This window comes from Acidisarcina polymorpha (assembly GCF_003330725.1).
Lineage (GTDB): Bacteria > Acidobacteriota > Terriglobia > Terriglobales > Acidobacteriaceae > Acidisarcina > Acidisarcina polymorpha.
The window spans coordinates 3,888,733-3,913,933 of sequence record NZ_CP030840.1 but is presented as its reverse complement, the minus strand read 5'-3'; the positions used below and the strand labels follow the sequence as shown (position 1 = coordinate 3,913,933).

At 56.2% G+C, this 25,201-nt stretch carries 16 protein-coding genes; 1 reads left to right on the top strand and 15 read right to left on the bottom strand.

The features are described 5' to 3' along the window. Window positions 1-62: 62 nt before the first annotated feature. Window positions 63-1,187 (top strand): glycosyltransferase, encoded by a 1,125-nt coding sequence (locus ACPOL_RS16620; RefSeq protein ID WP_114208043.1) that lies wholly within the window; start codon window positions 63-65, stop codon window positions 1,185-1,187. Window positions 1,188-1,227: 40 nt separating this feature from the next. On the opposite strand, the gene ACPOL_RS16615 is transcribed toward ACPOL_RS16620, so the two are convergent. The 15 genes from ACPOL_RS16615 to ACPOL_RS34890 all read right to left on the bottom strand — a co-directional run bounded on the left by ACPOL_RS16615 (window position 1,228) and on the right by ACPOL_RS34890 (window position 24,855). Continuing rightward, complete coding sequence (locus ACPOL_RS16615) at window positions 1,228-2,202, bottom strand: NAD-dependent epimerase/dehydratase family protein (protein ID WP_114208042.1); 975 nt, start codon at window positions 2,200-2,202, stop codon at window positions 1,228-1,230. Between the two features lie 77 nt (window positions 2,203-2,279). Continuing rightward, complete coding sequence (locus tag ACPOL_RS16610) at window positions 2,280-3,455, bottom strand: glycosyltransferase family 4 protein (RefSeq protein ID WP_161557402.1); 1,176 nt, start codon at window positions 3,453-3,455, stop codon at window positions 2,280-2,282. Between the two features lie 52 nt (window positions 3,456-3,507). Beyond that, a complete protein-coding gene (locus tag ACPOL_RS16605) occupies window positions 3,508-4,386 on the bottom strand; it encodes a glycosyltransferase family 2 protein (protein WP_114208040.1) in 879 nt (292 codons plus the stop codon). 21 nt (window positions 4,387-4,407) lie between these two features. Further along, window positions 4,408-5,283 (bottom strand): glycosyltransferase family 2 protein, encoded by an 876-nt coding sequence (locus tag ACPOL_RS16600; protein WP_114208039.1) that lies wholly within the window; start codon window positions 5,281-5,283, stop codon window positions 4,408-4,410. Then, a complete protein-coding gene (locus ACPOL_RS16595) occupies window positions 5,284-6,585 on the bottom strand; it encodes an oligosaccharide flippase family protein (protein ID WP_114208038.1) in 1,302 nt (433 codons plus the stop codon). Window positions 6,586-6,665: 80 nt separating this feature from the next. Then, on the bottom strand, window positions 6,666-7,601 hold the full coding sequence (gene rfbD, locus ACPOL_RS16590; RefSeq protein WP_114208037.1) for a dTDP-4-dehydrorhamnose reductase: 936 nt from the start codon (window positions 7,599-7,601) through the stop codon (window positions 6,666-6,668). After that, the gene (gene rfbC / locus ACPOL_RS16585; protein WP_114208036.1) at window positions 7,598-8,143 is read right to left on the bottom strand and encodes a dTDP-4-dehydrorhamnose 3,5-epimerase; all 546 of its coding nucleotides are present in this window, start codon (window positions 8,141-8,143) and stop codon (window positions 7,598-7,600) included. Before rfbC ends, rfbD begins: the two co-directional genes overlap by 4 nt. Further along, complete coding sequence (gene rfbA, locus ACPOL_RS16580; protein WP_114208035.1) at window positions 8,140-9,045, bottom strand: glucose-1-phosphate thymidylyltransferase RfbA; 906 nt, start codon at window positions 9,043-9,045, stop codon at window positions 8,140-8,142. The genes rfbC and rfbA overlap by 4 nt, the downstream gene beginning before the upstream one ends. A gap of 3 nt (window positions 9,046-9,048) precedes the next feature. Next, window positions 9,049-10,137, bottom strand: coding sequence for a dTDP-glucose 4,6-dehydratase (gene rfbB / locus ACPOL_RS16575; protein WP_114208034.1), 1,089 nt, complete (start codon window positions 10,135-10,137; stop codon window positions 9,049-9,051). A 338-nt stretch (window positions 10,138-10,475) separates the two neighbouring features. Continuing rightward, on the bottom strand, window positions 10,476-12,725 hold the full coding sequence (locus ACPOL_RS16570) for a GumC family protein (protein WP_114208033.1): 2,250 nt from the start codon (window positions 12,723-12,725) through the stop codon (window positions 10,476-10,478). A 499-nt stretch (window positions 12,726-13,224) separates the two neighbouring features. After that, entirely contained in the window at window positions 13,225-14,295 is a 1,071-nt protein-coding gene (locus ACPOL_RS16560; RefSeq protein ID WP_161557401.1) for a glycosyltransferase family 4 protein, read from the bottom strand. Window positions 14,296-14,601: 306 nt separating this feature from the next. Then, complete coding sequence (locus ACPOL_RS16555; RefSeq protein WP_114208030.1) at window positions 14,602-18,066, bottom strand: chitobiase/beta-hexosaminidase C-terminal domain-containing protein; 3,465 nt, start codon at window positions 18,064-18,066, stop codon at window positions 14,602-14,604. A 664-nt stretch (window positions 18,067-18,730) separates the two neighbouring features. Then, entirely contained in the window at window positions 18,731-19,594 is an 864-nt protein-coding gene (locus ACPOL_RS36325; RefSeq protein WP_150133038.1) for a thioesterase domain-containing protein, read from the bottom strand. Between the two features lie 134 nt (window positions 19,595-19,728). Then, window positions 19,729-21,066: a DUF1501 domain-containing protein gene (locus ACPOL_RS16545; RefSeq protein WP_114208028.1), complete on the bottom strand. Its 1,338-nt coding sequence runs from the start codon at window positions 21,064-21,066 to the stop codon at window positions 19,729-19,731. 96 nt (window positions 21,067-21,162) lie between these two features. After that, on the bottom strand, window positions 21,163-24,855 hold the full coding sequence (locus tag ACPOL_RS34890) for a DUF1800 family protein (protein ID WP_150133037.1): 3,693 nt from the start codon (window positions 24,853-24,855) through the stop codon (window positions 21,163-21,165). Between the last annotated feature and the right edge of the window lie 346 nt (window positions 24,856-25,201).

Sequence of the window (25,201 nt, the reverse complement as noted above, 5' to 3'; positions counted from 1 at the left end):
TCGTCCGCGATGCCCCCTCTATAATCAAAGAGCCTGGAGAGGTGTGTCTCGAGGGAGTCGGTATGCCAGATCAAGATACGGCGATCATTCTGTTGGCGGAAGCCGCTGGCGGTGTGATGCGCCATGTCATCGATCTCTATAAGGGCCTGCGGCAGAGGGGATGGCAAGTCCACATGGTGCTTTCGCCTTTGCGCATCGAGCCCCGATATTGTGAAGAACTTGCGCAGTTCAATCCCCAGGACATTACGTATGTCCCGATGCGTCGAGCTCCCCACCTAGCCGACCTGCGGGCTTATTCGGCCATCGCCAGCATCCTGAAACGAGCGCTGGGAAAGACCATCTTGCATGCCCATTCAACCAAGGCAGGGTTGATCGGGGCACTGCTGCATTCCCAGGTAATTGGAAGCCTCTACACCCCGCATTCCTATCGGGGCGTGGATCCCGCGTCTCCGCGGATGTTGAATGCTCTCCTCCGCAGCGTAGAACGGGCCTACAGCAAGGACTACGACCGCGTCATCACGGTCTCCCCCGCAGAGATGGGTTATGCCGAGGCGATTGGGATCAATCGTAAAGCGTTGCGCTGCATTCCCAATGGACTGGATATCAGCCGTGTTAATTTTGAGGAAATATTTGAGCGCCGCAAGCTACAACGAGGACGATTGTGTCTGGGCTTTGTAGGCCGGCTCGTCTACCAGAAGAACCCGCTCCTGTTTATCGAAGTCTTAGCAGAGATCGTGCGCCGCGGCCATGATGCCCACGCCATCATCATCGGCGACGGTCCCTTGAAGACGGTGATGGAGACGCTGGCCGGGCATTATGGAATTGCAGGTCGGATCGACTGGCGGGGCGGGATCCCGGCAAGCTCATCGTTGCCCGAAATGGATGTCGTAGTGCACACGAGCGTGTACGAAGCGCTTCCGTATACCCTCATCGAGGCTTGCGCCGATATGCTTCCGATCGTGGCCACGAGCAACTACGGTTCCGAAGCAATCCTGCGCTCGCGCCTGCCGATGAACATTGCCTCCACGCCTGACGCAAATGAGATTGCTTCCATTGTTCTGTCAATCATGAACAACGAGGGCTACCGCATGGAACAGCTCCGTCTGCTGGCTGAGATCACTCGAGATTACTCAACCGAAAGCATGATCAATCGGATTGAAGCCGAGTATCTTGCCTTGGCCAGCTAGTAGATCACTACTTGACTGGAGCGATTTTCAGAGAGGCGCCCTAAACCTTATAAAACTCCCGGTACCAAGTTACAAATTTGGGGATACCCTCATCGATGCTCGTCTTCGGATAGAAGCCATAGTCTTTGACAAGCGGATCGATGTCCGCGAAGGTCTCTTTTACGTCACCTGCCTGCATCGGCTCATAGATAATGTTGGCTTTTAACCCTAAAGATTCCTCGATGACCGAGATAAATCGCGGTAGAGGTTCCGAGCGATGGTTCCCGATGTTATAGACCTTCGCGGGTACCGCCATTCCGCTAGGCTGTCCGCTGGCAACGGCAAGAATACCTTCGACGATGTCATCGACAAAAGTGAAGTCGCGGCGCATGTCTCCGTGGTTGAAGACCTTGATTGGCTTACCTTCAAGAATGGCCTTGACGAAGAGGAAAGCGGCCATGTCTGGGCGTCCCCAGGGCCCGTAGACGGTGAAGAAGCGAAGTCCGGTACTGGGAATTTGATACAGGTGGCTATAGCAGTGCGCCATCAGTTCGCCGGCCTTTTTGGTCGCCGCATAGAGCGAAACTGGATGATCGACGCGATCCTCGATTGAAAACGGCAGCTTCTCATTTGAACCGTAAACTGAGGAGGAGCTCGCGTAAACGAAGTGGTCACATTGCTTGAGATTTCTTGCCAGCTCCAGCATGACCAATTGACCGTCGATGTTGGAGTGGGTATACGCGTAAGGATTTATCAGAGAGTACCGAACCCCCGCTTGCGCGGCAAGATGAATGATGCGCGTGATCTCTGGATGCAGGCTGGCAACCTTCTCCATGTCTTCACGCTCGGCGATGTCGGCGCGATGAAAGGTGAATGCCGGGTATTTCTTGAGCAGGGCGAGCCTTGCTTCTTTCAGCGCGGGATCGTAATAGTCATTTACGACGTCGACTCCGATAACCGGTTCCCCCCGTTCGAGCAACTTCTGAGAGGTATGAAATCCGATGAAGCCTGCCGCTCCTGTCACCAAATACGCCACAAAAATCCTCCGTGACTCTTGTTTTCGTTACGAGACTGCCTTCTTGATTGCAATATCGAGAGCATTTCCGCAGCGCTCTATCTGCCTTTATATACGGCATGATAACCGCCCGTGATCGCTGACTCGCTGAAGATTTCAAGCGACTTGGGATCGAGAACTCCTCCCGTTCGCCAGCGATCAACGTCACCAAGGGCGCGATCCATGAGCGAAGCAAGAGCTTGAGAGTCACGCGGCGGATAGGTTTCGACCACTTTGCCCAGCGAGGCAATCTCGGGAATGCCGCCCGATTGCGCGCAGATTGCGCTCTTGCCTGCCGCAAACGTCTCAATCAGCGTTCGCGGGAGCGGCTCAGCCCACACCGACGCAATGAGGCTTACGTCGATGGAGGAATAAAACGCGGGGGCAGTGACGAATCCTAGCCATTCGATGCGCGGATCGGTAAACCTCCGCTTCAGATTGGCGACATAAGTATCCAAGCCGCTGCCCGCGATTCGAAGCCGCCAGTTCGGATTCGACAACTTGCTCGTCGCCTCGAGCACAACATCGATGCCCTTTTCCGCCTCGATCCTGCCGATAAATCCAAAGATGAGTGTCTTGTCCTCTGGGTCTCTCTCTAAAGGCGTTATCTGCATGTTCGTGTCGGCGATGTTATAGACCACGGACGAGGGAACGTTTTTGAAGTATCCGTGCTTCTTATGCTGTTTCAGCACATAGTCGCTGTTCGAGACAACCGCGTCCGCCCATTGCGAGGCGGGCTTCCGATTGATGCTCATCACCTTGCAGTCGAGACAGCGCTTTTCACAGGTGGTCCCATTGCGGAAGATCGTACACTTCGGGCATAACATCCAGTAGTCGCGCAAGGTATGCACGAGACGTATCTTTCTCTTCTTGATTTCTTTCATGACCGCAACCGAGAAGCCAAGGAGGTTATTGACATGAACTACATCTGGCTTGACTTCATCGAGGATTCGGCCTACTTCCCTCGCAGCCTCCCGGTTCCACATGTCCTTGGTATGCCATAACTGACGCAGGAGTACATTCCGTTTTTCCTTGCGTGCGAATGGCCAGAACCGGTTATACAGAGGCACGCGGTAGAGGCGCACTCCGTTTTTTTCCTCCACCACCGTCGTTTTTTCGGGATGCAGAGTGATGACGGAGACCTCATCGCCAGAACGGACGAGGGCTTCCGCAAGGAGTGAGACTGACTTCTCCGCTCCTCCAACCTGAAATGGCGGGTACAACGTATTAATCATCAGGATCCGCATATTCCTCGATACTGAATCGTGCAAAGTGTCAATGAATGGCTTACAACTCGACCGTCTTACCCATGCGGTTCAGTAGCGCATCTCGCAGTCCGGCTACCGAGTTCTTCATTTTGGTGAATCGCGGCTTTTCGACCAGCAGGATTTTGAAGGTGTCTTTCGCAGTAAGCGCAAGTAAGTCCAGGCAGTATGCGGGATACTGCTTCCAGTAGAGCTGGATCATCCGTACCCGGTTCCTGGTGATGTAGTAGCGTCGCTTCGCATTGTGGTGGGTCGTGATGATATTGAAGAGACCCAGCACCCTGTGGCGCTGCCGCTCCCCGAGAGAGTGGATAAGGGTTGCTTGGCGGCAAGCGATGATCTTGTATCCGAGCGTACCCAGGCGTAAGCAGTATTCGTAATCGACTTGATCGATGACAAAGTCTTCAAGGAACCAGCCGGTGTGATCGAAGACCGAGACAGGCATGAGACTCCCCGATGTACGCACCACCATGATCTTGCCGTCCTTGTCATGCAGCAGTGGCATCTCCGCGCCGGACTTTCGATCAATGTAGCGGGGAACGACGATTGCGACCTTCGCCTGATCGGGCTGCTCCGCATAGTAGGCAAGCATTTTTTCGATCAGCCCAGCTTCGACGGTGCTGTCTTGATCGAAGAGCGCCACCCAGGAAAAATCGTGAGACTGCGCCCACCGGATGCCAGTATTGAGCGCTGCCGCAATGCCAAGGTTTTCGCCATTTTCGATGATCGTGAATCCCAAGCGAGCGCTCGCTTCATAGAAAGGCGCTAATTCCTGGGGAGAGGAGCCGTTATCGACGATTACCATTCCTTGCAACTGCGGACGAACCTTGGCCAGGTTCTCGAGCACATCTATCTTGGGATGGAAAGTAATCACTACTCCGCAAACGGCCGCTCGCATCATCAAGATACCCTCAGGGCGGCTCTAGAGCTCAACTACTTTGCCCATTCTTCCCCGAAGAGCATCAAAAATCCCGCGAAATGTAGTGATCATTTTGCTCCATGGATGATCTTCGAATAAAAGGTTCACCACCAGATCATGCCCAATGGCAAACATCGTCCAAAAGGCCCACCGGGGATATTGTCTCCAGTACCTCTTGGCCATGACGACCCGGTTACGCGTCAGATAGTAGCGGCGCTTGGCGCCATAGTTGGTTGCGCGGACTTTCTTTCCGAGCAGCGAGTGCATCGTCGGGGTACCGACGGAATGCCGGAGAAACGCCTGCCGGCACAAGACGAGGGTGTAGCCATAAGACCGCACCCGCAGGCAATATTCGTCATCCACTCGATCGATGATGAGATCTTCTTCGAAGTAGCCGCAGTGGTCGAAAATATGGACAGGCATGACGCTGCCAGACGTAATTGCGATCAAGGGAGTTCCGTCAACGGCAAATGCGGGCGGCCGCCACTTCCCCGTCTCCAGTTCCATGTGCTTCGGAGTGATGACGGCGACCTTCTCCTTCTCCGGATGAATATCGTACTCATGGAGCATGGCTGTCATGAAACCATCCGTCATGGTGCTGTCCTGATCGAAGAGCGCGACCCACTTAAATCCCTGGGCTTTCGCCCATTTCACGCCCACGTTCAGAGCGGCCGCGATGCCGAGGTTCGCGCCATTTTCGATCAGATGGAAGTCCAGCTCCTCACTAAGCCGCCGAATGGGGGCAAGCGACTGCTCCGACGAGCCATTGTCGACCACCACAAGACCTTCCACTTGAGGGCGGGCGGCGGCCAGGTTACCGGGAACCACCGCCGGGGGACGGAAGCTAATGATGATCGCACAGACTCCGTTCTTTGCCATCTAGACCTTCGCCTCTTCCATAATAGTTCCTGCTCCCTCCCGGGACATCCTCGACCAAACCCAAAGAAGCATCAACGTATTCAAGACTGCCAACCCTCCATCCGCGGCAACGCTCGCCCACGCAGCGCCGATCCAACCAAACTTGGGGATCCACCAGAGGTTCAAGAGGAAGTTTGATCCAGCGATGACAAATTGAGCTACGGTGCGCATATTCTGCCGCCCCGACCCGGTAAGCGCGCCTCCGGTCATGCGATGTATGCCGCGCAGCAATGGCAACCAGGCGAGCCAGCGTATTGCAACCAACGCACCCGCGAAGCCGTGGCCGACCAATCGTGGAATGATCGGGGAGACCAGCAGCAGGGAAAAGGTAATTCCCAGGCCGATCAAGGCGGCGAGCGCCGCCGCTCGGAAGGCCAGGCGCATCAGCTTGGGCATCTGGCCGTGGCTAAGCTTGAAAAAGCGCGGAAGCACCGAGCCATCGATAGCAACGATCGGCGTCGTGGCAAAGTCGACGACCCTGTAGGCCAGCGAATAGAAGCCATTCTCCCGGTTCAAACCGTAGTGGCTGAGCATGGTCTTGTCGATGTCGTTATAGGCCGCCTGCGTCGTGCCAGCGAAGGAGAAGCCAACTCCCTCCCACGACCGGTGAAGCAACAGATCGGTATCGACCACCGACTTTCCGACTTCTTTGTGCACCCAATAGATGGCAAGCACCGCGCCAACCCCAGTGGCTAACATGACGCCGATCGACCACTGCACCGCGGTCGCACGCTTCATCGTGAGCCGCATCAACAGCAGCAGCACTACCCTGGACAGATTGGCCACAAAACTCAACATGGCCGAATAGCGCATCTTTTCAAACGTCTGAAAGACCCGGCTGCCCAACTCCGAGATCTGGCTGAAGAGGCAGTTGGCGATTGCCAGAACCACAAAGATCAGCCGGCTGTTGATATGGGCGATCGGGGGTCCCACGAAGAAGAAAGCTACCGTCATCAGGACACTGACCGTCGACGTCAGAAGCAAGGCGTTGCCCCAGTAAACGCCAGCCTTGGTATGATCGGCGCTGACGTAGCGCATGAACAACATGCCCGCACCCAGCGAACTGTAAGGGGTCACCAGGCTGACCAGTGCGAAGGCCCCGGCGAATATGCCATACTCGGTCACCCCGAGCAGCCGAGCCAGGAAGACGAAGTAGATGGCCTGCAGCAGGAAATTCGCCCCCTGGCCGATCAAAATCCAGGAAGCATTCCGCGAGAGCTGGTGTTCCCTCAACCTCTTCACAAAGTCTGTGATACGCGACATTTAGAAGAGGCCTCCATCCGTTGATGCGTCCAGCAAGAGACACTTGGTCTGCAGGCGACCGCAACCATTCGATGCTGCGATCATGGCCTGGCTACTTCCTGCCCAAACCTCAGCCCCGCCATTGCTTCAACGAGTGCTTGGCGCCAGTGTGGAAGAGCGACCCCGAATTGATGCCGCAGCTTTCCATTATCGAGGACGGAATTCGCCGGTCGGCGCGCCGGGGTTGGGAACTGAGAGCTGGGAATTGGCGCTACCTCCGGGCGGCGTCCGTCGAGAAGGTCAGCGGCCTCTTCGACGATCGCCTCGGCGAACCCATGCCAGGTCGTCTCACCGGCACACGTCAAATGGTAGATGCCCGACCAATCGGGCGAACGCGAGTTTGTGCCCTCTGGACCGCTCACCCTGTCAAGAACCTGTGCTGTTGCGCGTGCAATGGCAAGCGCCGAAGTCGGTGCGCCTTTCTGATCGGCCACAATCGTAAGCCGGTCGCGCTCTCGAGCCAGACGGAGGATCGTCAATAGAAAATTCTTGCCGTGAGGCGCGAAGACCCAGCTGGTCCGGAAGATTAAATAAGCTCCTCCCTGAGAGGCGATTACCTGCTCCCCAGCCAGCTTCGTCTTTCCATAAACGTTCAGCGGCCCGGTCGCATCTTCCTCGATCCACGGCGAGGCCTTGCTGCCGTCGAAGACATAATCAGTCGAATAGTGCACCAGGAGACCGCCATAGCGAGCCGCCTCAGCCGCCAGTACGGCGGGCGTCTTCGTATTCACCAGCTCCGCCAGTTCAGGCTCGGACTCCGCTTTGTCGACCGCAGTGTAGGCTGCCGCGTTCAAGATGATGCTCGGCTCTAAGTCCGCTACAATCTTCCGCAACTGCTCCGGCTTCGAGAGGTCAGCTTCAGCCCGCGTCAACGCGTGGAGTTCGCACTTATCCTGGAGGAGCGTCCGGAATTCGCTACCTAGTTGACCATTGGCGCCCAGCAGCAGGACCCGCCTTTCCTTTCCGGCCCCGTTCATGGAAAGACCTCGGCGTCCTTCCACGATTTTCCTAGTTGGTCCTTGGCAGAGACGATTGCCTGGGCTGCGTCGATCGGCCACTCGATACCCAACTCGGGATCGTTCCATAGCAAGGTGCGGTCGCCGGAAGGCTCATAAAAGTCGGTGACCTTGTAAGCGAAGCAGGCATCATCGGTAAGCGCCGTAAACCCGTGCGCAAAGCCGGCGGGGATGTAGAAGGCTAAGCCGTTCTCTGCGCTCAACTCGACCGACACGTGCTTTCCGAAGGTCGCCGAGTGGCGGCGCAAGTCCACGGCCACATCGAAAACAGCTCCGCTGATCACGCGAACCAATTTCCCCTGCGGCTGAATCAGCTGGTAATGCAAGCCGCGCACAACATTCTTTCGCGACATCGAAAGGTTGTCCTGCTTCCAGTCGATGGGTAGACCCAGTTCCAGAAAGCGGCGCTCGTTGTAGGTTTCCTGGAATTGCCCGCGGTCATCGCGGAAGATGGGCATCTCCAGGACTACGGCCCCCACGATGGGGGTCTCAATCAACTTCATGCTTGCTCTCCCGGTATCGGTGATTCCTTCGCTTCTTCAAGCAAGGCCAGCAAGTAGTGGCCGTAACCACTCTTGCGCAGCGGAGCGGCCAGTTCAGCCAGCGCCTCGGCGGTGATGAACTTCATCCGGTAGGCAATCTCTTCGGGACAGGCAATTTTCAAGCCTTGCCGCCCCTCAATTGTCTGAATAAAGACGGCCGCTTCGAGGAGTGAATCATGCGTTCCAGTATCGAGCCAAGCCGTGCCTCGTCCCATGTGCTGAACATCGAGAGAGCCGCGGTCGAGGTAGGTCTGATTCACGTCGGTGATCTCGAGCTCTCCGCGCGGCGATGGCTTCACCGCCTTGGCGATATCGACCACCTGATTGTCGTAGAAATAAAGTCCGGTAATCGCGAAGGACGACTTGGGACGCTTCGGCTTCTCCTCGATGCTGAGCGCTTTGCCGCTGCGGTCGAACTCGACTACGCCATATCGCTCCGGATCGCTGACGCGATAGGCGAAAACCGTAGCGCCGTCGGACTGAGCCGAAGCATGCTGGAGCTGATCGGAAAGCTTGTAGCCAAAGAAGATGTTGTCGCCGAGCACCAGCGAGCACGCACTATCCCCGATGAAGCTGTCGCCGATGATAAATGCCTGCGCCAATCCATCCGGGCTTGGCTGAACTGCATACTGAAGGTTTAATCCCCACCTACTGCCGTCCCCGAGCAGCCCCGAAAAACGAGGCGTGTCTTCAGGAGTCGAGATGATCAAGACATCACGAATCCCGGCCAGCATCAGCGTGCTGAGCGGATAATAGATCATTGGCTTGTCGTAGACCGGAAGCAGCTGCTTGGAGACCGCATGGGTCAGCGGATACAGCCGCGTGCCCGAGCCTCCGGCCAGGATAATGCCCTTTCGCGCCATCGATTATCGCTCCTTGTAGTTCAACTCCAGCCAATCCATATAGGCGCCGGAGCGTACATCTTTTACCCAGTCAAGGTTTGCCAGATACCACTCGACGGTCGCGCGGATCCCGGGCTCGAAAGATGTCTTCGGAGTCCAACCAATCTCCCGGCGAATCTTCGTGGCGTCGATAGCGTAGCGCCGGTCGTGGCCTGGCCGGTCCTTGACATAGGTAATCAGCTTGCGCCGCGAACCAATGGATGCGCTCGGCTGTAACTCGTCGAGAATGTCGCAAATTGTCGTGACCACATCGATGTTCTTTCTTTCATTGCTTCCACCGATGTTATAAGTCTCTCCCAGCTTTCCCTTCTCGAGAACAGTGCGTATCCCCTCGCAATGATCGAGCACATAGAGCCAGTCGCGGACATTTTGTCCATCGCCATATACTGGCAGTGGCTCGCCATCCAGTGCTTTCAAGAGGACGAGTGGGATCAGCTTCTCGGGAAACTGGAAAGGCCCATAGTTATTAGAGCAGTTGGTGGTCAGAGTCGGAAATCCGTAGGTGTGATGATAAGCACGGACTAAGTGGTCCGATCCTGCTTTCGACGCTGCATAAGGACTGTTGGGCGCATAGGGAGTCTGCTCAGTGAAAGCTGGGTCGTTCGGACCGAGAGTCCCATAGACCTCGTCGGTGGAAACATGAAGGAACCTGAACGCTTCCCGCTCTTCCCCACTTAGTGTTTCCCAATAGGTGCGGCTCTGCTGCAGTAGGTTTAGCGTTCCATTTACGTTCGTGCTCACAAACTCGCCTGGATCGGTAATCGAGCGATCGACGTGGCTTTCAGCGGCGAAGTGCACTACCGCTCGAGGCGTGTAACGCTGCAGCAAGGAAGCAACAAGGTCGGCGTCGCGAATGTCTCCGCGTATGAAGGTGTGACGCGGTTCACTCTCGAGACTTGCCAGATTTCCCAGGTTACCGGCATAAGTCAGCTTATCGAGCGTGACGACGGGGCCGGACTCTTTGCGTATCCAGTCGAGGACAAAGTTGGAGCCTATGAACCCTGCGCCGCCAGTTACCAGGATAGGTTGTTTCGAGACAAAGCTGTCTTGCATTCAGATTTCTCCTCGAAGAGACATGCAGAATGTGGACTACGCTGATCTAAAGCACAGCGAACGGTGGTTCCGCTCGCGAATCCGTGCCTTCCTAGACAGGAGCGGCTAACTGGCTGCTTGCTCAGTCGTAGCGTTGATGTAAAACGTGGGTTTTACTGAGCTTCTTCAACGGTACACGTCGCGCCAATCACGGTCAAGCAAACTACCTTTGAACGGTTGACCTTGATCGTGACCCTGGATCCGTTCAAAGAATTCAGTCTTCCACGTCGCGCGGAGCTCCGCAATCTATAGGAAGAGGAGCTCCCAACTCAAGCTATGGCTACTCGAGAAAGCCGGCCCTACTTATCCAAAGTTCCGACCTTTTCATACTCGTATTTTGGGTCGCCGCGGTAGCCATAGTATCCATAGTAGGCAGCCGAGCGCAGCGAGATGAAGTTAAGCACCACGCCGATCCTGGGATTCTGCGGGTCCTTCACATGCCGGTATAAGAGCTGATAGGCACGCTGGAGAGCAATCTTCGATGTGGACCCTGCTCGTGCCACCAGGAAGGTGGCGTCGGCCATCCCCTCTAGATATTGCGCATCTGTAACGGGAAGTACTGGCGGACAATCGAGCACGATAAAGTCGTAGTCCCGCCGCCATTCGCGCATCAGAAACTGCATCCGTTCAGAGCCGAGCATCTCCGCCGGGTGAGCGGGGATCGGCCCCGCCGGCAAGCAGTGGAGATTCATGTGGTCGGGGAGGATCTGCGGCGCTACCGTCGCCTCAGGATTGCCCAGCAGGTCGCTAAGCCCCTCCGTCCCGGATAGGCCGAGGATCTTTCGCAACACCGGACGCCGCATGTCTGCTTCGACAAGCAGGACTTTCTTCTTGAATTGCGCCTGCGAGACTGCCAGATTCAGAGCGAGTGCCGACTTCCCTTCCCTGGGACTGCTGCTGGTCACCAGGAGAACCTGCGCCTGCTTGCCACTGTGGGATTCGAGCAGCGTCGAGCGGAGTCCCCGTACCGCCTCCCCGTACACCGAATATTCTGAGTCAAGCAGCAGCTTTCCCGGTTGAGCCTCATCCAGCTTGATCTGAGGAACGAGACCGAGCACAGGAAGATTCATGGCCTCGATGTCTTCGGTACCTTGAATACTGCCATCCAGCGCATCGATAAGAAGCGCCGCGCAGCCGCCCAGAAAAAATCCCCCTACCAACCCGAGCGCGAGATATAACGGCACATTCGGCTTGCTGGGTTTTGCTGGAGGGCTGGCCGTGTCGACGATCGTGAGGTCCGAGGAGCGCAGCCCCTGCACAATCCCGGCTTCCTTCAAGCGCTTGAGTAAGTCCTGATAAAGTTGCTGGCTTTGATCCGCCTCTTTCGACAGGATCTGGTACTCAACCCCCTGACTGTTGAGTTTCTCCGCCGCGCCTCGATCGGAATCGTAGGCCTGCTTGGCACCTTCTTCAGCCCGGACCGCAACTTCATAGTCGGCCTTCGCCCGGCCCGCGATTCGGGCAATTTCGTCCTTGAGCGATTGCTGAACGGCGGCCAGCGAAGCTTTGTCCTGAATGAGCCGCGGATAAGCAGGCCCGAACTTGGTAGATTCCTGCTCGATCTGGCCTTGCAGGCTAGACTCTTGCTGCCGGAGGCTTTGGATCAGGCTAAGCGAATTCATCACGCCCTGGCCGCCCTCTGCGCTCATCTGAGTGCCGCTCAATTGGGAAATCGCCTCCGGGTCGCCAGTTCTTACGACGTCATAAACTGCCTGCTTCAGCACCCGGTTCATTGTGGCCTGAGAGAGCTGCGCTGTCGATTTATCCAGATTTTGCAACGCCGGGCTGGTGACCGTGTTGTTGCCCTGCGCATCAGTTCCGGTGACGCCAAACAGACCGGAAGTCTGCTGCAGAGCAACCACCTTCGCCTGCAAATCCTCGCTGTGTTTCCGCAGACCGGCGAGCTGACCTTCCAATCCCTGAGAGACCGCATTGGTCGCCGAAACGCGAGTCTGGAACTCGTAATCCATCAGCGCCTGGGTGAGATGGTTGACAACCGCCGCTGCGACCTTCGGATCGCGGTTGGTGAAGCCAACATCGATCAGCCGGGTACCGGCATTGACTTTGACCTTCAGATACTTCGCCCACACTCGAAGGACACGGCGGCGGCGCCCCGGGGAATTTTCCAAAGAAGCGTTCGCCGGATCGGCAGGACCGCCGGGCGAAACCAGCCCCATCACCCATCCAATCGGGTTGAAGTGGGGCTTGAAATCCTCATTGTTCTCAAGGTTGAGATCATTGATTACCTTGAGCGCCAAACCTTCGGACTGCAAAATATCGGAGGTCGTCTCCAGCTCAATGTTCAATGTCAAGGCATCGACAGCGCCAGCCGACCCGCTGCCCATGAGATTCTCCAAACCCATGCCGTCTGAAGCAGTCTTATCCAGTTGAATGACACCAGTCGCGGTGTACTCTCTGGTCATGAAAATACACGCCAACACAGCCACTACGAAGATCACGGCAGCGATACGGAATATCAGGCTCCTTCTGCGATCAAACACCTTCAGAAAGTCGCGAAGATTCAAGTCTTTTTCGGGGACGGTATTCACGGGTTGTCACTCCCTTGATTGAATTCTATGCTGCATTTAGCCGTACGTACCCATTTTCACCATATCAGAAAACCCTAGAGCGAGGAGGCCAAACGGCAACAATATCAATAGGCCGCCGCATGGAAGCCAATATGGAGGAACTCAGATGGCTTTGCTCGCCCCGCATACAATAGGCGCTCGCTTCGTAAGGCCTGGGCATGCCCGCGGAGAAGATAGAGAAATAGCGACCTCGTGGAGGTGATTTCAATCAAGCCAATTATATTCTGGCGCTGAGTCGTCGCGCTCAGCGATCTCGCCTGCAAGGCGTTAATTTTCCGTAAGGTAACCTTCTAGAAAACGGTTGACCGCGGCTCTCAACAGCCTACAAATTCCCTAGTCTTGGCGGGCACAAGGAAATCCAGGGTTACGCCCGGCCCTTTCGTCCTCAAAGACCACTACTAACGGAAAATCTGGTACGAAGCAATCTGGGGTGGCGTCGACCGTATTCAGCAAAGCGCGGTCAATCTTGAGCATACTGAAAGATCACCGACCACGTGATTGTCGCACATTCGCTCCAACGAAATCCATTGGCGAATGCGCGGTAACCTTCCCGCTGCTCCTGGGGAGTTTCGCTGGCCAGCCGGATCATCTCCGCTATCGTGGACGAGTCATGGGGATCACACAGGAACGCAACCGGGCCGAAAACCTCAGCCATGGACCCGGTATTGGCCACCACGGCCGGGCAGCCGAGGGCTAGAGCTTCCAGCGGTGGTAGACCAAACCCTTCGTAAAAGGACGGAAAGGCAAAACAGGCGGCGTGCTCATAAAGGCTGCGCAACTCGGATTCGTTCACATAACCCAGGTCCCGTACCCTGTCTCCGGAGATCCGCAATTCCCCAAAGACCTTCTTATAGCTCTGCCCCGCGATTGCCACATCGAAGTCGGTATCGGCAAGGTAAGGAAGCGCGCCCAGCAGGCCAGGCAGGTTCTTGCTGGGATTTCTTGAACTCACCGCTAACACGTACTTAAAAGGACGTAGCCGGTTCGAGGTGAGCACACCGGGTTCGGGTGTGGGCCGCAAAGCATGCTCAGAACCCAGGTAAGTCACTGTGATTTTTTCGGGATCGGCCTTGCAGTGTTTAATTAGTTCCGCTTTGGAAAAGTGCGAGACAGTCAATACCTGCAACGCCTTGTGACACATTCGGCGATAAAGGAATTGATACCAGAGACGGAATCCACGCGAAAAGCTTTGCGGGGAAGCAAAAACGGCGGCATCATGAATCGTTAGAATATTGCGCCGGTGAAGAACAGGAGAACCGCCCACGAGCGTGACGAGTATGCCTCCACGGGCATAGAAAGGCAGTTCGAACTGCTCCCACAACTGGCCAGAAAATCGTCCCACCTGCGACAAGCGGATCTTGCGATAACTAGGTAGAGGACCATTGGACCTTGGCACCAGCATAGTGACGGAGGGTGGCGACGCGGAACGGGTCAGCAGAACATCCAGTTGATCCAGAAGTTCGTGAGCATATCGCTGAGTTCCCGTTACCCGTTGCGTCACAAAACGCCCATTGATAAAGATGGGTCTCAAATCTGTCCCGGCTTCTTGAGTCTGGTGTAGGGCGAAAGTCTTTGATTGATTTCCTTTGCCTGACCGGGCAGTCGATGCCATCCCTTTCCGAGCGGCTGTAGAGATCGTAAGAACTTCATTGGATCAACCTCACCTGCCTTGGGATCGAAGCTCATGTTTTTGAAGCTTCGAAACACGGCTTACCCCACGATCGCAGACTTATTGTCTCCCAAGAGATCGGCCCCATGCGTGAGAATGGGGCCAATCGCAACGGTCGACTCAACTCTAGTGAAAGCACTGCGATTCCGTGGCGATCCACGCCGCCTTCTAAGGATTGCTGTAGGTCCAATCCAGAATATTCTCGATTGCTGTCTTAGAGCCAGTCGAGCCCGTGAACCCGATGTAAGCAGTATTGCTTCCTATCGTCTGTGGGATGCTGATGCTGGTGCTCTGGGTAGTGTCGTGATGGGAGGCTGAGCCGATGTCGGTAAGTGTCCAGGTCAGGGTCTTGCCATCGTAGGTGACGTGCACGTGAAACACATCACCGTTTCCAATGACCACGTTGGTTGGGGTGAGGTTGACGGCAGGCACGGTCGGCATTGCGCCATTCGCGTAAACACCGGTGGAGTCGGTGCCTTCACCGGCATCGCTGAAGATGTCGAACTTGATCGCTGTGCTCGTTGGGATAGTTGCGTATCCTAACCCTCCACCTCCGCTTCCAAGCGCGGTAGGGCTGGCGTTTTGGATCACGAATGCGAAGCCTTCCGCCACCGCATTGCTGAATTGGAAATCGAAGTCACTCGTGAAAGCCGTCACGTTCACCGGCACTCCGAAGAAAGCACTCGATGTCTGGTTCGTTGCGTTGGTGGTCAGATGCAAAGCCGTTCCCGCAACTGAAGAGTTCCCGTTTAACGCGAGACCGATCCCATCGAACCCAACAGGATAGTTCGGTACCACCGGTTGTCCCGCTAAGTATGTCCAGTAAGTGAGCTTCTGGCTTGCCGTTTGACCACCCGTGGATCCGGTGAAGCCAACGTAAGCCGTCTTGCTGCCCACCACAGCCGGGATATTGATTGGAAAAGAGTGAGACCAGGTGGCCAAGGTAAAATCGTCGGTCAGGGTCATCACTAGGTTCAGCCCATCATAGGTCATGTGGGCGCTGATATAGTCGCCGCTGTGCAGGTCTATGCCGGTTCCGGTCATATCGATCTCGGTTGATCTAGGAGTATTGCCGTTCGTAAACAGCCCCGTGCCATCCGGACCTTGTCCGGCTTTATCGACAAGGTCGAACTTGATGCACATGCTGTGTTGAATCGTTGTGTATCCGAGATCGGACTTGGCCGAGCCCAGCGCTGTTGGACCGGAGTTTTGGATGGTGAAGGTGATGCCGTCGCCCGCAGGGTTGGAGAGCTGGAAGGTGAAATCTGTCGTAAATGCCTGCACATTCACTGGCATCGCATAGAAAGCGCTGCCGGTTTCATTCTGGCCCCCGTTGGTTAGTTGCAAGCGGAAGTCGTCAAGATCGGTGCTTCCATTGAACTGCATCGGGCCCTGCGCCTGGGAGAAGCCATTGCTGAAGTCGATCGTGTAGACCGGATTGATCGTGTAGGAAGCGCTGATCGTTGAACTCGAAAGCAGGCCAGGGGCGATCGCCATCGCTTGTACCGTCTCCGAAATCGAAATTGGGATTGGGTTTTTGTAAACCGCCGACGAAGTCGTCGGAGTCGCCCCATTCACGGTGTAGTAGATGGTCGCACCGGCCGAGCTATCGGTGATGGTCAGCATCTGTGTCCCCGAGTATGTACCGCCGGCAAGCGAAAACACCGGGTTCGCAGCGTTGGCGGTCGAAGAGAAGGTCGACGAAGACACCGGGCTTTGCAGGTAGTCGGTCGCGCTGCAGATGGCGTTTATGGTTTCGCTGGCGGTGATCTTGAAGGTTCCCGTGTACAAGGTAGAGGATGCAGTCGGAATCGAGCCGTCGGTGGTGTAATAGATGTTGCATGTGGCTACTGAATCGGACATCGACACACTCTGCGATCCGGTGAACCGGGCGGAAGGCGTAATATTGGGCGCAGGTGCAGTCGGCTCGCTGCTGAGCAAACCGTAGATATCGATAAGATTCGTTGCTCCCACATACACCTTGCCGTTAGCGACCGTCGGCACCGTAAACTTGACCGCGCCGCCCGGATCGTCGCGAGAGAGATTTGCATTGGTTGAATACAGCAGGTTTTCGAGATTGGTGGCGTCGTAGGCAAGCATGACCCCATCGCCTCCAGTGGTGTATGCGTCATTCTTCAGCACCCAGACAATCCCGTTCGATGTGCCGTTCGCCGAGACCGACGGCGTCGGCCCGGGATACGCGAACTGCTCGGCGGTGGTGCTCACTGGAGTATTGGATAGCAAGCCGTTGACGAAGGAATAAGCAGTTAGGCTGTTATTCGTCCCGGAGGAAGAACCAGCGTATTGAACTCCTCCGAAGTAGATATTGTTGTTCCAAAAAGCAGGCTGTCCCCAGATGCCAGTACCCCAGTTCTCAGAGCCGGACTCCGGCGTCTGCACCTCCTGAACCACCCGATCACCCGAAGCATTGAAGCCGCCAAGATTGTTGCGATTGAGTATATAGATCATCCCGGACTTCCCCATTTGCACAAGTGGATTCAGGGTGCCTCCTGACTGGAGGGTTTGAGCAGGCAGAAGCACAAGGCCGCCTGAGCCAATGTCCCCGTCTTCCCCATCGAGCTTCGCCTCATTGAAAGGGGTGAACTCGTCCTTCACGGTCATCACCCCGCCGGTGAGATCGAGGTTCAGGACAGACATCCCATAACTCATCGCACTTGTATAAGGAGAGTTCGCCGAAAAGGTGCCGTTCCCAGTCGTAAGAAACATCCTGCCATACGCGCTGGTCGAACTGTTTACCTCCGCCGCCAATCCAGCTCCTCCCATCCAGATGCCGCCCGAGGCGCCGTTCGGCGTAGTACAAAATGCATCGATTTGCTGTAAGTTCGCTCCCTTATACGACAAGATCCAGCCGTGCCATGCGCCATTGTCGTTCACTGAACCGAAAGCAATGTACAGGACGCCATTCAGCAGCAGAAGCCCCGGACGCTGATAGTGAGAAGCCGGATTGAATGCCAGAACTCCCCCGGCGCTGCCACTGCCCGAACCAGTAACGGATGCCTGGATGACGACCGGCCCGCCAAGTTTCTCTGCGCCCGTCGTGATATCCAGGGCGTGCAGACGAAACTGGTCTGTCGAACTCGAAGTGGAGGCCTCCGAACTGACCATGTAGATCGTGCTGGAAGGAAGGTCGATAACCGGCGTGCCTACGACTCCGAAGTTAGCCTGAAAGCCACTCGCCGTAAGGTTCTTCGACCATAACGGAGTCGCATCCACGCCGCCGTTGTCATCTGCGTCGAACGCGTAGACGTTGTTCCGCGTGGTCGCCACGTAAACGACATTGTGAGTACCTTTGTTGGGAATTGCCACCTGCGATACATAGAGCGGCTGTGCGTAAACCAGCCCTGAGACCGGTTGCGAGAACAGCCTGCCAAACTGGGTTGTGTTCACATTTGCGGGGGTGAGGATCGTCTCACTCAGGTTCTGTCCCGTCCGGGCAATGTCGTTGTGCGCGGTAGTCACCGCAAGCTGAGCTTCTGCACCTGCGCCAAAGGCCACTAATCCTAGTATCGCCAGGAGGTTATAAACTGCATACCGGATTGATACATTCTTGGCGGTAGAGACGCAGCTTCGTAAACACGCAACTCCAGAGGCAAACCACCCATACATTCCCATAAAACACACTCGCTCCGCATAGAAAATGACCGCAAGAATATCGAAGTTCGAAATAACTCTTGAGACACAATAGCCTGATTACGTTACCAGGCTGATAACTTAGTTTCCCAATTTACATCAGTACGGATCACTATAGTCACATTTCCAGTGCTGTTAATAATCTTTTCGCAAAGCGGTAAATTGAATATGGACTGCGCCATGGGTACTAACACTTCAAGCCCAATGGGGATGATAGTTTGACCGCATCAGAGAGGCCGTCTCACAACGCAATGTAGTAGCTTCCGGAGCCCGGCAATTGGCGGCTTTGCTGCGACTCGACCGAGCTGTCTGAACTTTGACAAACAGAAATGTAACCAAACTGTCCTGACAGTTCTGCACGGACAAAGCTCTGTTTAAGTTAAAGGTTGAGATAACTGAAGCGACAACGGTGCCTCAACCAATCGACGCTAGTGACTTTTACCCATGTGTTATGTACTATTTGGACTATAACGTATCACAGTAACCAAGCGTACGTGACTTTCTTCGCGACCAATTTCTTGATCGCGTCAGCAAATTCCCATTATTTTCTTTATGTGTTCGCAGCGAAGGAGCAGCGTGCCGAGGTGTATTTAGGGCCCGGCCCTGAAGGTTTTAGGGCTCTCTTACTTCGCTGCTTAGGCTTTTCTTACTTCATCGCTTGAAGGAACGCTGCTCGAAGGGGACCATTGATGGAAGGATCCAGCATTCCACGATGCGTGCCGGGTACCGGAATGACCTTTAGATCTGGGCAATATTTCTGCCATCCGAGATCATCCGCCTCATACGGTTCGTGTTCTCCTGACCGAAATAAGAAGGTAGGCATCGTTAGCGGTATTCCTTGCGATGTCAACGAGCCCCACCAAGCAGGGAAGATCCGCCGTATGAGCTGCATCGTTATTTTTCGGTGAAGAAAGGTGTCAAAACGGAATGGTAGGTGCTTGCTTCGGTAGTGGGAGAAGCGGCGCAACAAAGGGTGCATCTGTTCTCGAATAAGTACTTTCGCGAAAAGCGATGCAAGTGACGCTCTTGGGTTGAAGGCAAGAAGTCCGTCCAGGCGCGCCTTCATCCTTTTGCGAAACGGAGGGGTAAGGCTGCTGAGCTCTGCCGGAGAGTCAAGAAGCACGACACACACAACCGGTCTGCCTTCTGCCTGGAAACTGACGGCCAGCGCGTACGCGAGATGACCTCCGATTGAATACCCCGCCATCCTCACTGGCCCGGCCGGCAGCCGGTTCTCGATTTGTCTCTTCACATGGGTGACGACCGAGGAGAAGTCGCAGTTCTCTCTGACTAGGTCCGTCCAGTCAACGTACCGGAGCGATAAAATCTCCAGCTTGTCTCGAGAAGGAGCCCAGAATTTTTCAAGCTCTGGATCTTCTTCCCCCCCAAGTCCAGGAAGCACGAAGACCACAGGTTTCGCGCTAGGAGCCTGCCTCTCGGGTGAGACTTCTTGGTGGTTTCCGCGTGGTTCAGCATCTTCGCCAATCCATTGGGTTCCGTGAGCTGTCATCCACTCCTTAACATAGACTATGCCTGGCAATCGTTCAACAAAGCCACTGTAAATCGAATAGGTTGCAGTCAAAAGGGCGCCTTTGCCGCGCAGGGACAAATCCGGGCGTTCGAATCTCCCTGCGCGCTTCGCGGCTACCCTAAGAAGCCGAGATTGGCGGTGGGGAAATTGCTGATATTAGGAAAGATGCTCGCCAGCTCAGCGGCCGGTACGCCGAACCAGGAAGCCAGGGTGGCGGCGTATTGTACGGAAGCTGTGGTGGGGACCCAGCGGCCGTTGCTGCCGGAGTCGTCCGGTCCGCCGAGAGCGAGAGTGGGCATGGTTCCATAGACCTTTCCGCCTTTCACGGCGCCGCCAAGCACGAAGAGGCTGCTTCCCCAGGCGTGGTCGCTCCCGTTGTTGCCGTTGGGCTGATAGGCCCGGTTGAAGTCCGACATGGTGAAGGTCGTGACCTGGTTGGCGACTCCCAGCTCCTGGGTGGCCGCGTAGAAAGCCCCGATGGCCGGGCTGATCATGGCGAGCAGGCTGCTCTGGACCGAAAGCTGGGCGGCATGGGTGTCGAAGTTCCCGACACCGGCAAAGAAGATCTGCCGGCTGATGCCCAAAGAGGGTCCGACCTTAATCATCTGCGCAATCTGTTGAAGCTGCGATCCGAGCGCTCCGTCGTTCGGAAATTGAGTTTGGAGAGTGGCCGACTGCAGGGCGGTGGCCAGAATTCCATCGTATTTATAGGCATTGGCGGTGATGTTGTTGTCGGCCTGGACGAGCGAAACGCCGCTCTCAAAACTAAGGATCTGCTGGGCAGTGGCCTGTCTGGAAGTGCACATGGAGGCGGTCTCGGAGCACTTACCCGTTTGTACGCTTCCAGGAATCACCGCAACCGGCGAAGTGGACGCGCCGTCGCAGAACAAGGTGTCCCCGTCACAGGAGGTGACCATCGGAACTTGCCCGTTCGGATTGTAGATGGGGGCCATGTAGTCGGCGATGCGGCCGGCCCAGCCGGTGGGCGTCGCCCCCGACTGAGGATAGTTCTGCCACTGCAATTGCTGGTCGGGATGCGAGAACAGGCTGCTCGGCGCAAGCGACTGCGAGGCCAGGTATTGGGTGCGGGTCAGCGGCTGCACCAGGGTGCCGACGTTGGCCACGATCGCGGCCTTTCCATTATTGAAGAGCGACTGAATGTCGGGCAAATTCGGATTGAGGGCGTAGTTCGGCAGGGGCGTCAGCGGCAGCAGCGTGTTCTGGGCAAGCGCCAGGGGGCCGCGAATTTTCGCATAGCTGGCATAGTCGGCGGTGTCGAAGGGGATGATGGTATTGTTGGCGTCATTTCCCCCGAACAGGAAGATGCAGACGAGCGCCTTGTAGTCGGAGGAGCCTTGAGCGAAAGCGTTCATCATGCCGAAGGGACGTAAGCCGGCGGCGTGTCCGGCGGCTGCTAACGATGCGGTGCGAATAAAGCTGCGACGATTCATGGTCGTAATTCCTCTCTGGATGAAGCACAATTCGGACTGCTGCTGCCCGGCCGTGGAAGGCACGAGCAGCAGGACGCAGGTTCTGGCTGATGCGGGTTAGTGGGAGACCTTGTACTGCGACGCGGTGATGACCAGGTAGACAGCCAGCCTGACGCGTTGCCCTAAATCGGTCACCGAGCTGACTTCGCTGATGATCGATGCGCGGATATTCGGATCCATCTCCGCATGCATGAAGAGGGTGCCGAGAGCATCGACCAGAACCGAGGGGGTGGACGCCATCTGTCCCCAAGAACTGGTGGCGCTCAGGTCCACATTGAAGCTGACGAACTTGTTCATCATCAGCCTGTCGGCCAGAGTGAGCAGGGTGGCGACACTGGCGGTGTTCTCGATCCCGAACTCCGGCGCGTTCAAGGTCGTTCCCGGAATCACGTAGCTGGGCGAGAAGAAATTGAAGACGCTCGACGCGGCAAACGGCCGTTCCCCAAGCGGTACCAGATAGGTGGACAACTGATCGTAATAGTTGTTGGGGTCGGTGTTGGTGACGCCGAGGCCGCGCATCACCGCCGTCAGCCAGAGAATCGGCTCGCGCAGCTTCCCTACGTCGGCGGAAGCATCCGTGTCTCCTGCCCTGGCTTCAGGATCGGTAAAGATCGCATTCAGCACCGCGGTCATATTCCCGCGGACGCCATTGCCATCGTTGGTGAAGACCGAGGCCACGCGGGAGATATAGCCGGGGCTCGGCATACTGGTGACCAGGTGTTGAATGAGCTGCTTGGAGACGAAAGGAGGAACGTTGGGATGGTTGAAGACGTTAGTGATCGCATCCTGCACGTCTTGCTCCGCAGTCTGGCCTGACGGCAAGGTCGTCCCTTTGTACGACGTGGGATCCGTATCGTTCAAGAGTGTTTTGGGATTCGTATCATGGTCGGCCTCGACGGCCACCATGGGATGAAAGTAGTTGGGCACGCCGATCAGAGAAGATGGCGTAGAACCATCCGCATTGGCGTAGGTCCAGCCGGTAAAGGCCCGGGCGAACGCCTCCACCTGGGCTTCGGTGTAGGCAGGGATCGGATTTCCGTTGCCATCCAGCTGCAAGCTGCCGTCCTGGTTCAGAAGGTAGATTCCCATGTTGAATAACTGCATGAACTCCCGCGCGTAGTTCTCGTCGGCTATCTCAGTTCCGGTCGGCGAGTGGCTGTCCAGCATGTCCAGGTAAATGCCCATGGCCGGCGACAACGTCACGTCGGTCATGATCTGGTGCCAGTTGGTGAAGGCGTCGGCCGCCAGCATGTTGATGTACGGAGTGACCCCGACTCCGGTGATCGGGAACGCCGAGATGACATAGAGCTCGCTCAGTGCGAAGGCTACTCTCTGGCGGAGTTGATCGTTGCCCGTTAGCACCGCCTGGTACCACTCTGACTCGGTGCAGTATTCAGCTGCGCTGCAATAAGAAGGGTGGGTTGAATAAACCGGAGCCAATACTGTCTGTGGGGTGTTGAACTGCTCCGATAGCCAGGCATCGATCCCCTCTTGCTGAACATGCGAGATCAATGCGCTGGTAGGTCCAAACGTCGTCTGATCGAGGATCCGGGCCGCTGCTCTGACGCCGAGCGACGCCGAGATCGACTCCAGATAGAAGAGGCTCGTGCCACCCCCAGGCGCGGGATTTTGGGCGGTGATGGAGAGGTTTCCGGTGTCGCTTGGCGATACCGTCACCTCGGCAACCACCGATGTCGCCGACTGATAGGTCGTCGGCACCGGCGTATTGTTCACCAGGACCACCGTGCTCGGGACGAATCCGGTACCGGTGAAGGTGATGGCCGTCGACTCTCCGGCAGGAGCAAGAGACGGACTGGAGCCGCTGATGACCGCGATGGGATTAATAACGTTCAATGAATAGCTCGCCGTAATTGCGGGGTTGGACGCCAGCGCAGCAGTGATGGTCACTGCGGTGTTGGTTGGAAGCGCCGCCGGCGCGGTGTAGACCCCGTTGCTCGAGATAGAGCCAGCTCCGGCCACACTCCAGTTCACTGCCGTCTGTTCGGACCCGCTCACAGCCGCAACCATTGAGACGTTGGTGCTCAGCTCCGCCGTGCCGGTGTTGGTGCCGTCGGCATCGGTCGCCGTAAGGCTAATGGTGTTAGGCATCACGGATTCAGTAAACGTGTTGCCGGTACCCCCACCGGGGCTCGGATTTTGCACTTGAAGGCTCAGCGTGCCCGTTGCATTCGCCGCTACCGGTACTTGGACTGTCGCCGAGTTGTAATTCGTATAAGTTGTCGGCAGCGAGGCTCCGTTGAAGAGGACCACGGTTCCAGGCATGAATCCAGATCCAGCTAACGCAACCGACTGCGTTCCGCCCGTCAATAGTTGTGTCGGAGTTGCCGATGCTACCGAAGGGATGGGATTGCCAAGACTGATTGCGTAAGTGGTTGCCAACGCTGAATACGACGACAAAGATGCAGTGATTGAAACGTTCGTATTCGAAGGCATTGTAGTTGGAGCGGTGTAGGTCGCGTATTGACCATTATTGCCACTCCGGACTAGCGTTCCGGCGCCTTGCAGCGTCCAGGAAATGACCGCATATTGCGAGTTCGCCACCGTCGCCGTCAGATTCACGGGCACACCCAGTTGGGCCGTACCGGTATTAGTGCCGGCAGCATTCGTCGCCGTGATCTGCAAAGTGGAGATCGCCGACTGCAAAGCTGCTCCCAGACCGCCGCCGGGAGCGGGGTTCTGCGCCTGCAACGAAAGATTGCCCGTTGCCGAGGCAGGAAGAGTCAATTGAGCGACTACTGAGGTCGGCGATTGATAGGTCGTGCTTCCGATGGAACCGACGTTCGAGACGATCGTGGTTCCGGGAACGAACCCATGACCGGTCAGCGTTACCGCTATCGTCGAACCCGCAGGAGCATTCAGCGGGCTCATGCTCGTGATTACCGGCGCCGGATTGACAAGCGTCAGCGGATAGGGAGTTGAGACCGCGGGATTTGAGGTCAGGGTCGCCGTAATAGTGACGTTTCCATTGGTAGGCATGGAACTCGGTGGAGTGTACACCCCACTACCTGAAATAGAACCGGATCCAGTAACACTCCAGGTGACGGTCTTCGAAACCGATCCGGATACCACTGCAGCCACATTGACATTCACGCCTAATCTGGCCGTTCCGGTGTTCGTGCCATCCGGATTCGTGGCCGTAAGTACGATCGATGTGGGCTGAACCGGCTGATTGTAGCTTGCCCCCGATCCTCCTCCCGGAGTTGGGTTAGCGGCCTGGAGAGTGAGGAAGCCGCTCGCAGTCGCCGGTGTCGGAAGCGTAACCGATACGTGGTTCCAATCCTTGTAGGTCGTCGTCAGCGCAGCCCCATTGGCGCTCACTACGGTGCCCGGAACAAAGCCGACTCCGTTCACATTTGTGTTGGTATAGGTGTAGCCCGGCTCCGCCTGCGGAATGGCGGTTGAAGTGACCGAGGGTACCGGGTAGATCAGCGACAGCGCATAAGATTGCGTCACCGATGGCGCCGAATGCAGATATGCCGTAATCGTGACGCTGGTGCTTGAGGGCATAGTTAGAGGCGGCGTATAGGTCGCAGCCGAGTTACTGGTCGCGGAGACACTACCGCCGCCGGTAATACTCCAATTGACCACTTGGTATGGACCCGCGGATACCGTTGCCACGAGGCTGACCGGCACTCCGACCCGGGCGGTTCCGGTGTTCGTTCCATCCGGATTCGTCGCGGTGATCTGAATTGTTTGCTGCCCCTGGGAGTACATCGTTGTTACTAACATTGTAAGTGCAACTGCAAGCAAAGACAGCCTTGCAATGATTCTGGGCAGATTGGACGTATACTTGTTTGACTGCACGATGTACTCCCTCAGCTTAATTAGGTTTTCGGACACGAGGTCCCCATGACCCCAGCACGCACAGCTCTGAGACGGGGGATCACCGAATGTTCAAGTTTGGAATTGGCTTAACCGTCGCACCAGGCGGATCAACAAGCAGTCGGCAACAAAAACACCAAGTTATATCAATCCCGGCGGACCAAAGACAGAGGTACACCGGTCATGTTATATAACTCAAAGTGCCACTTACTTGATAAAATCTTTATTAGCGATCGACAGCGTTCTTTACTGT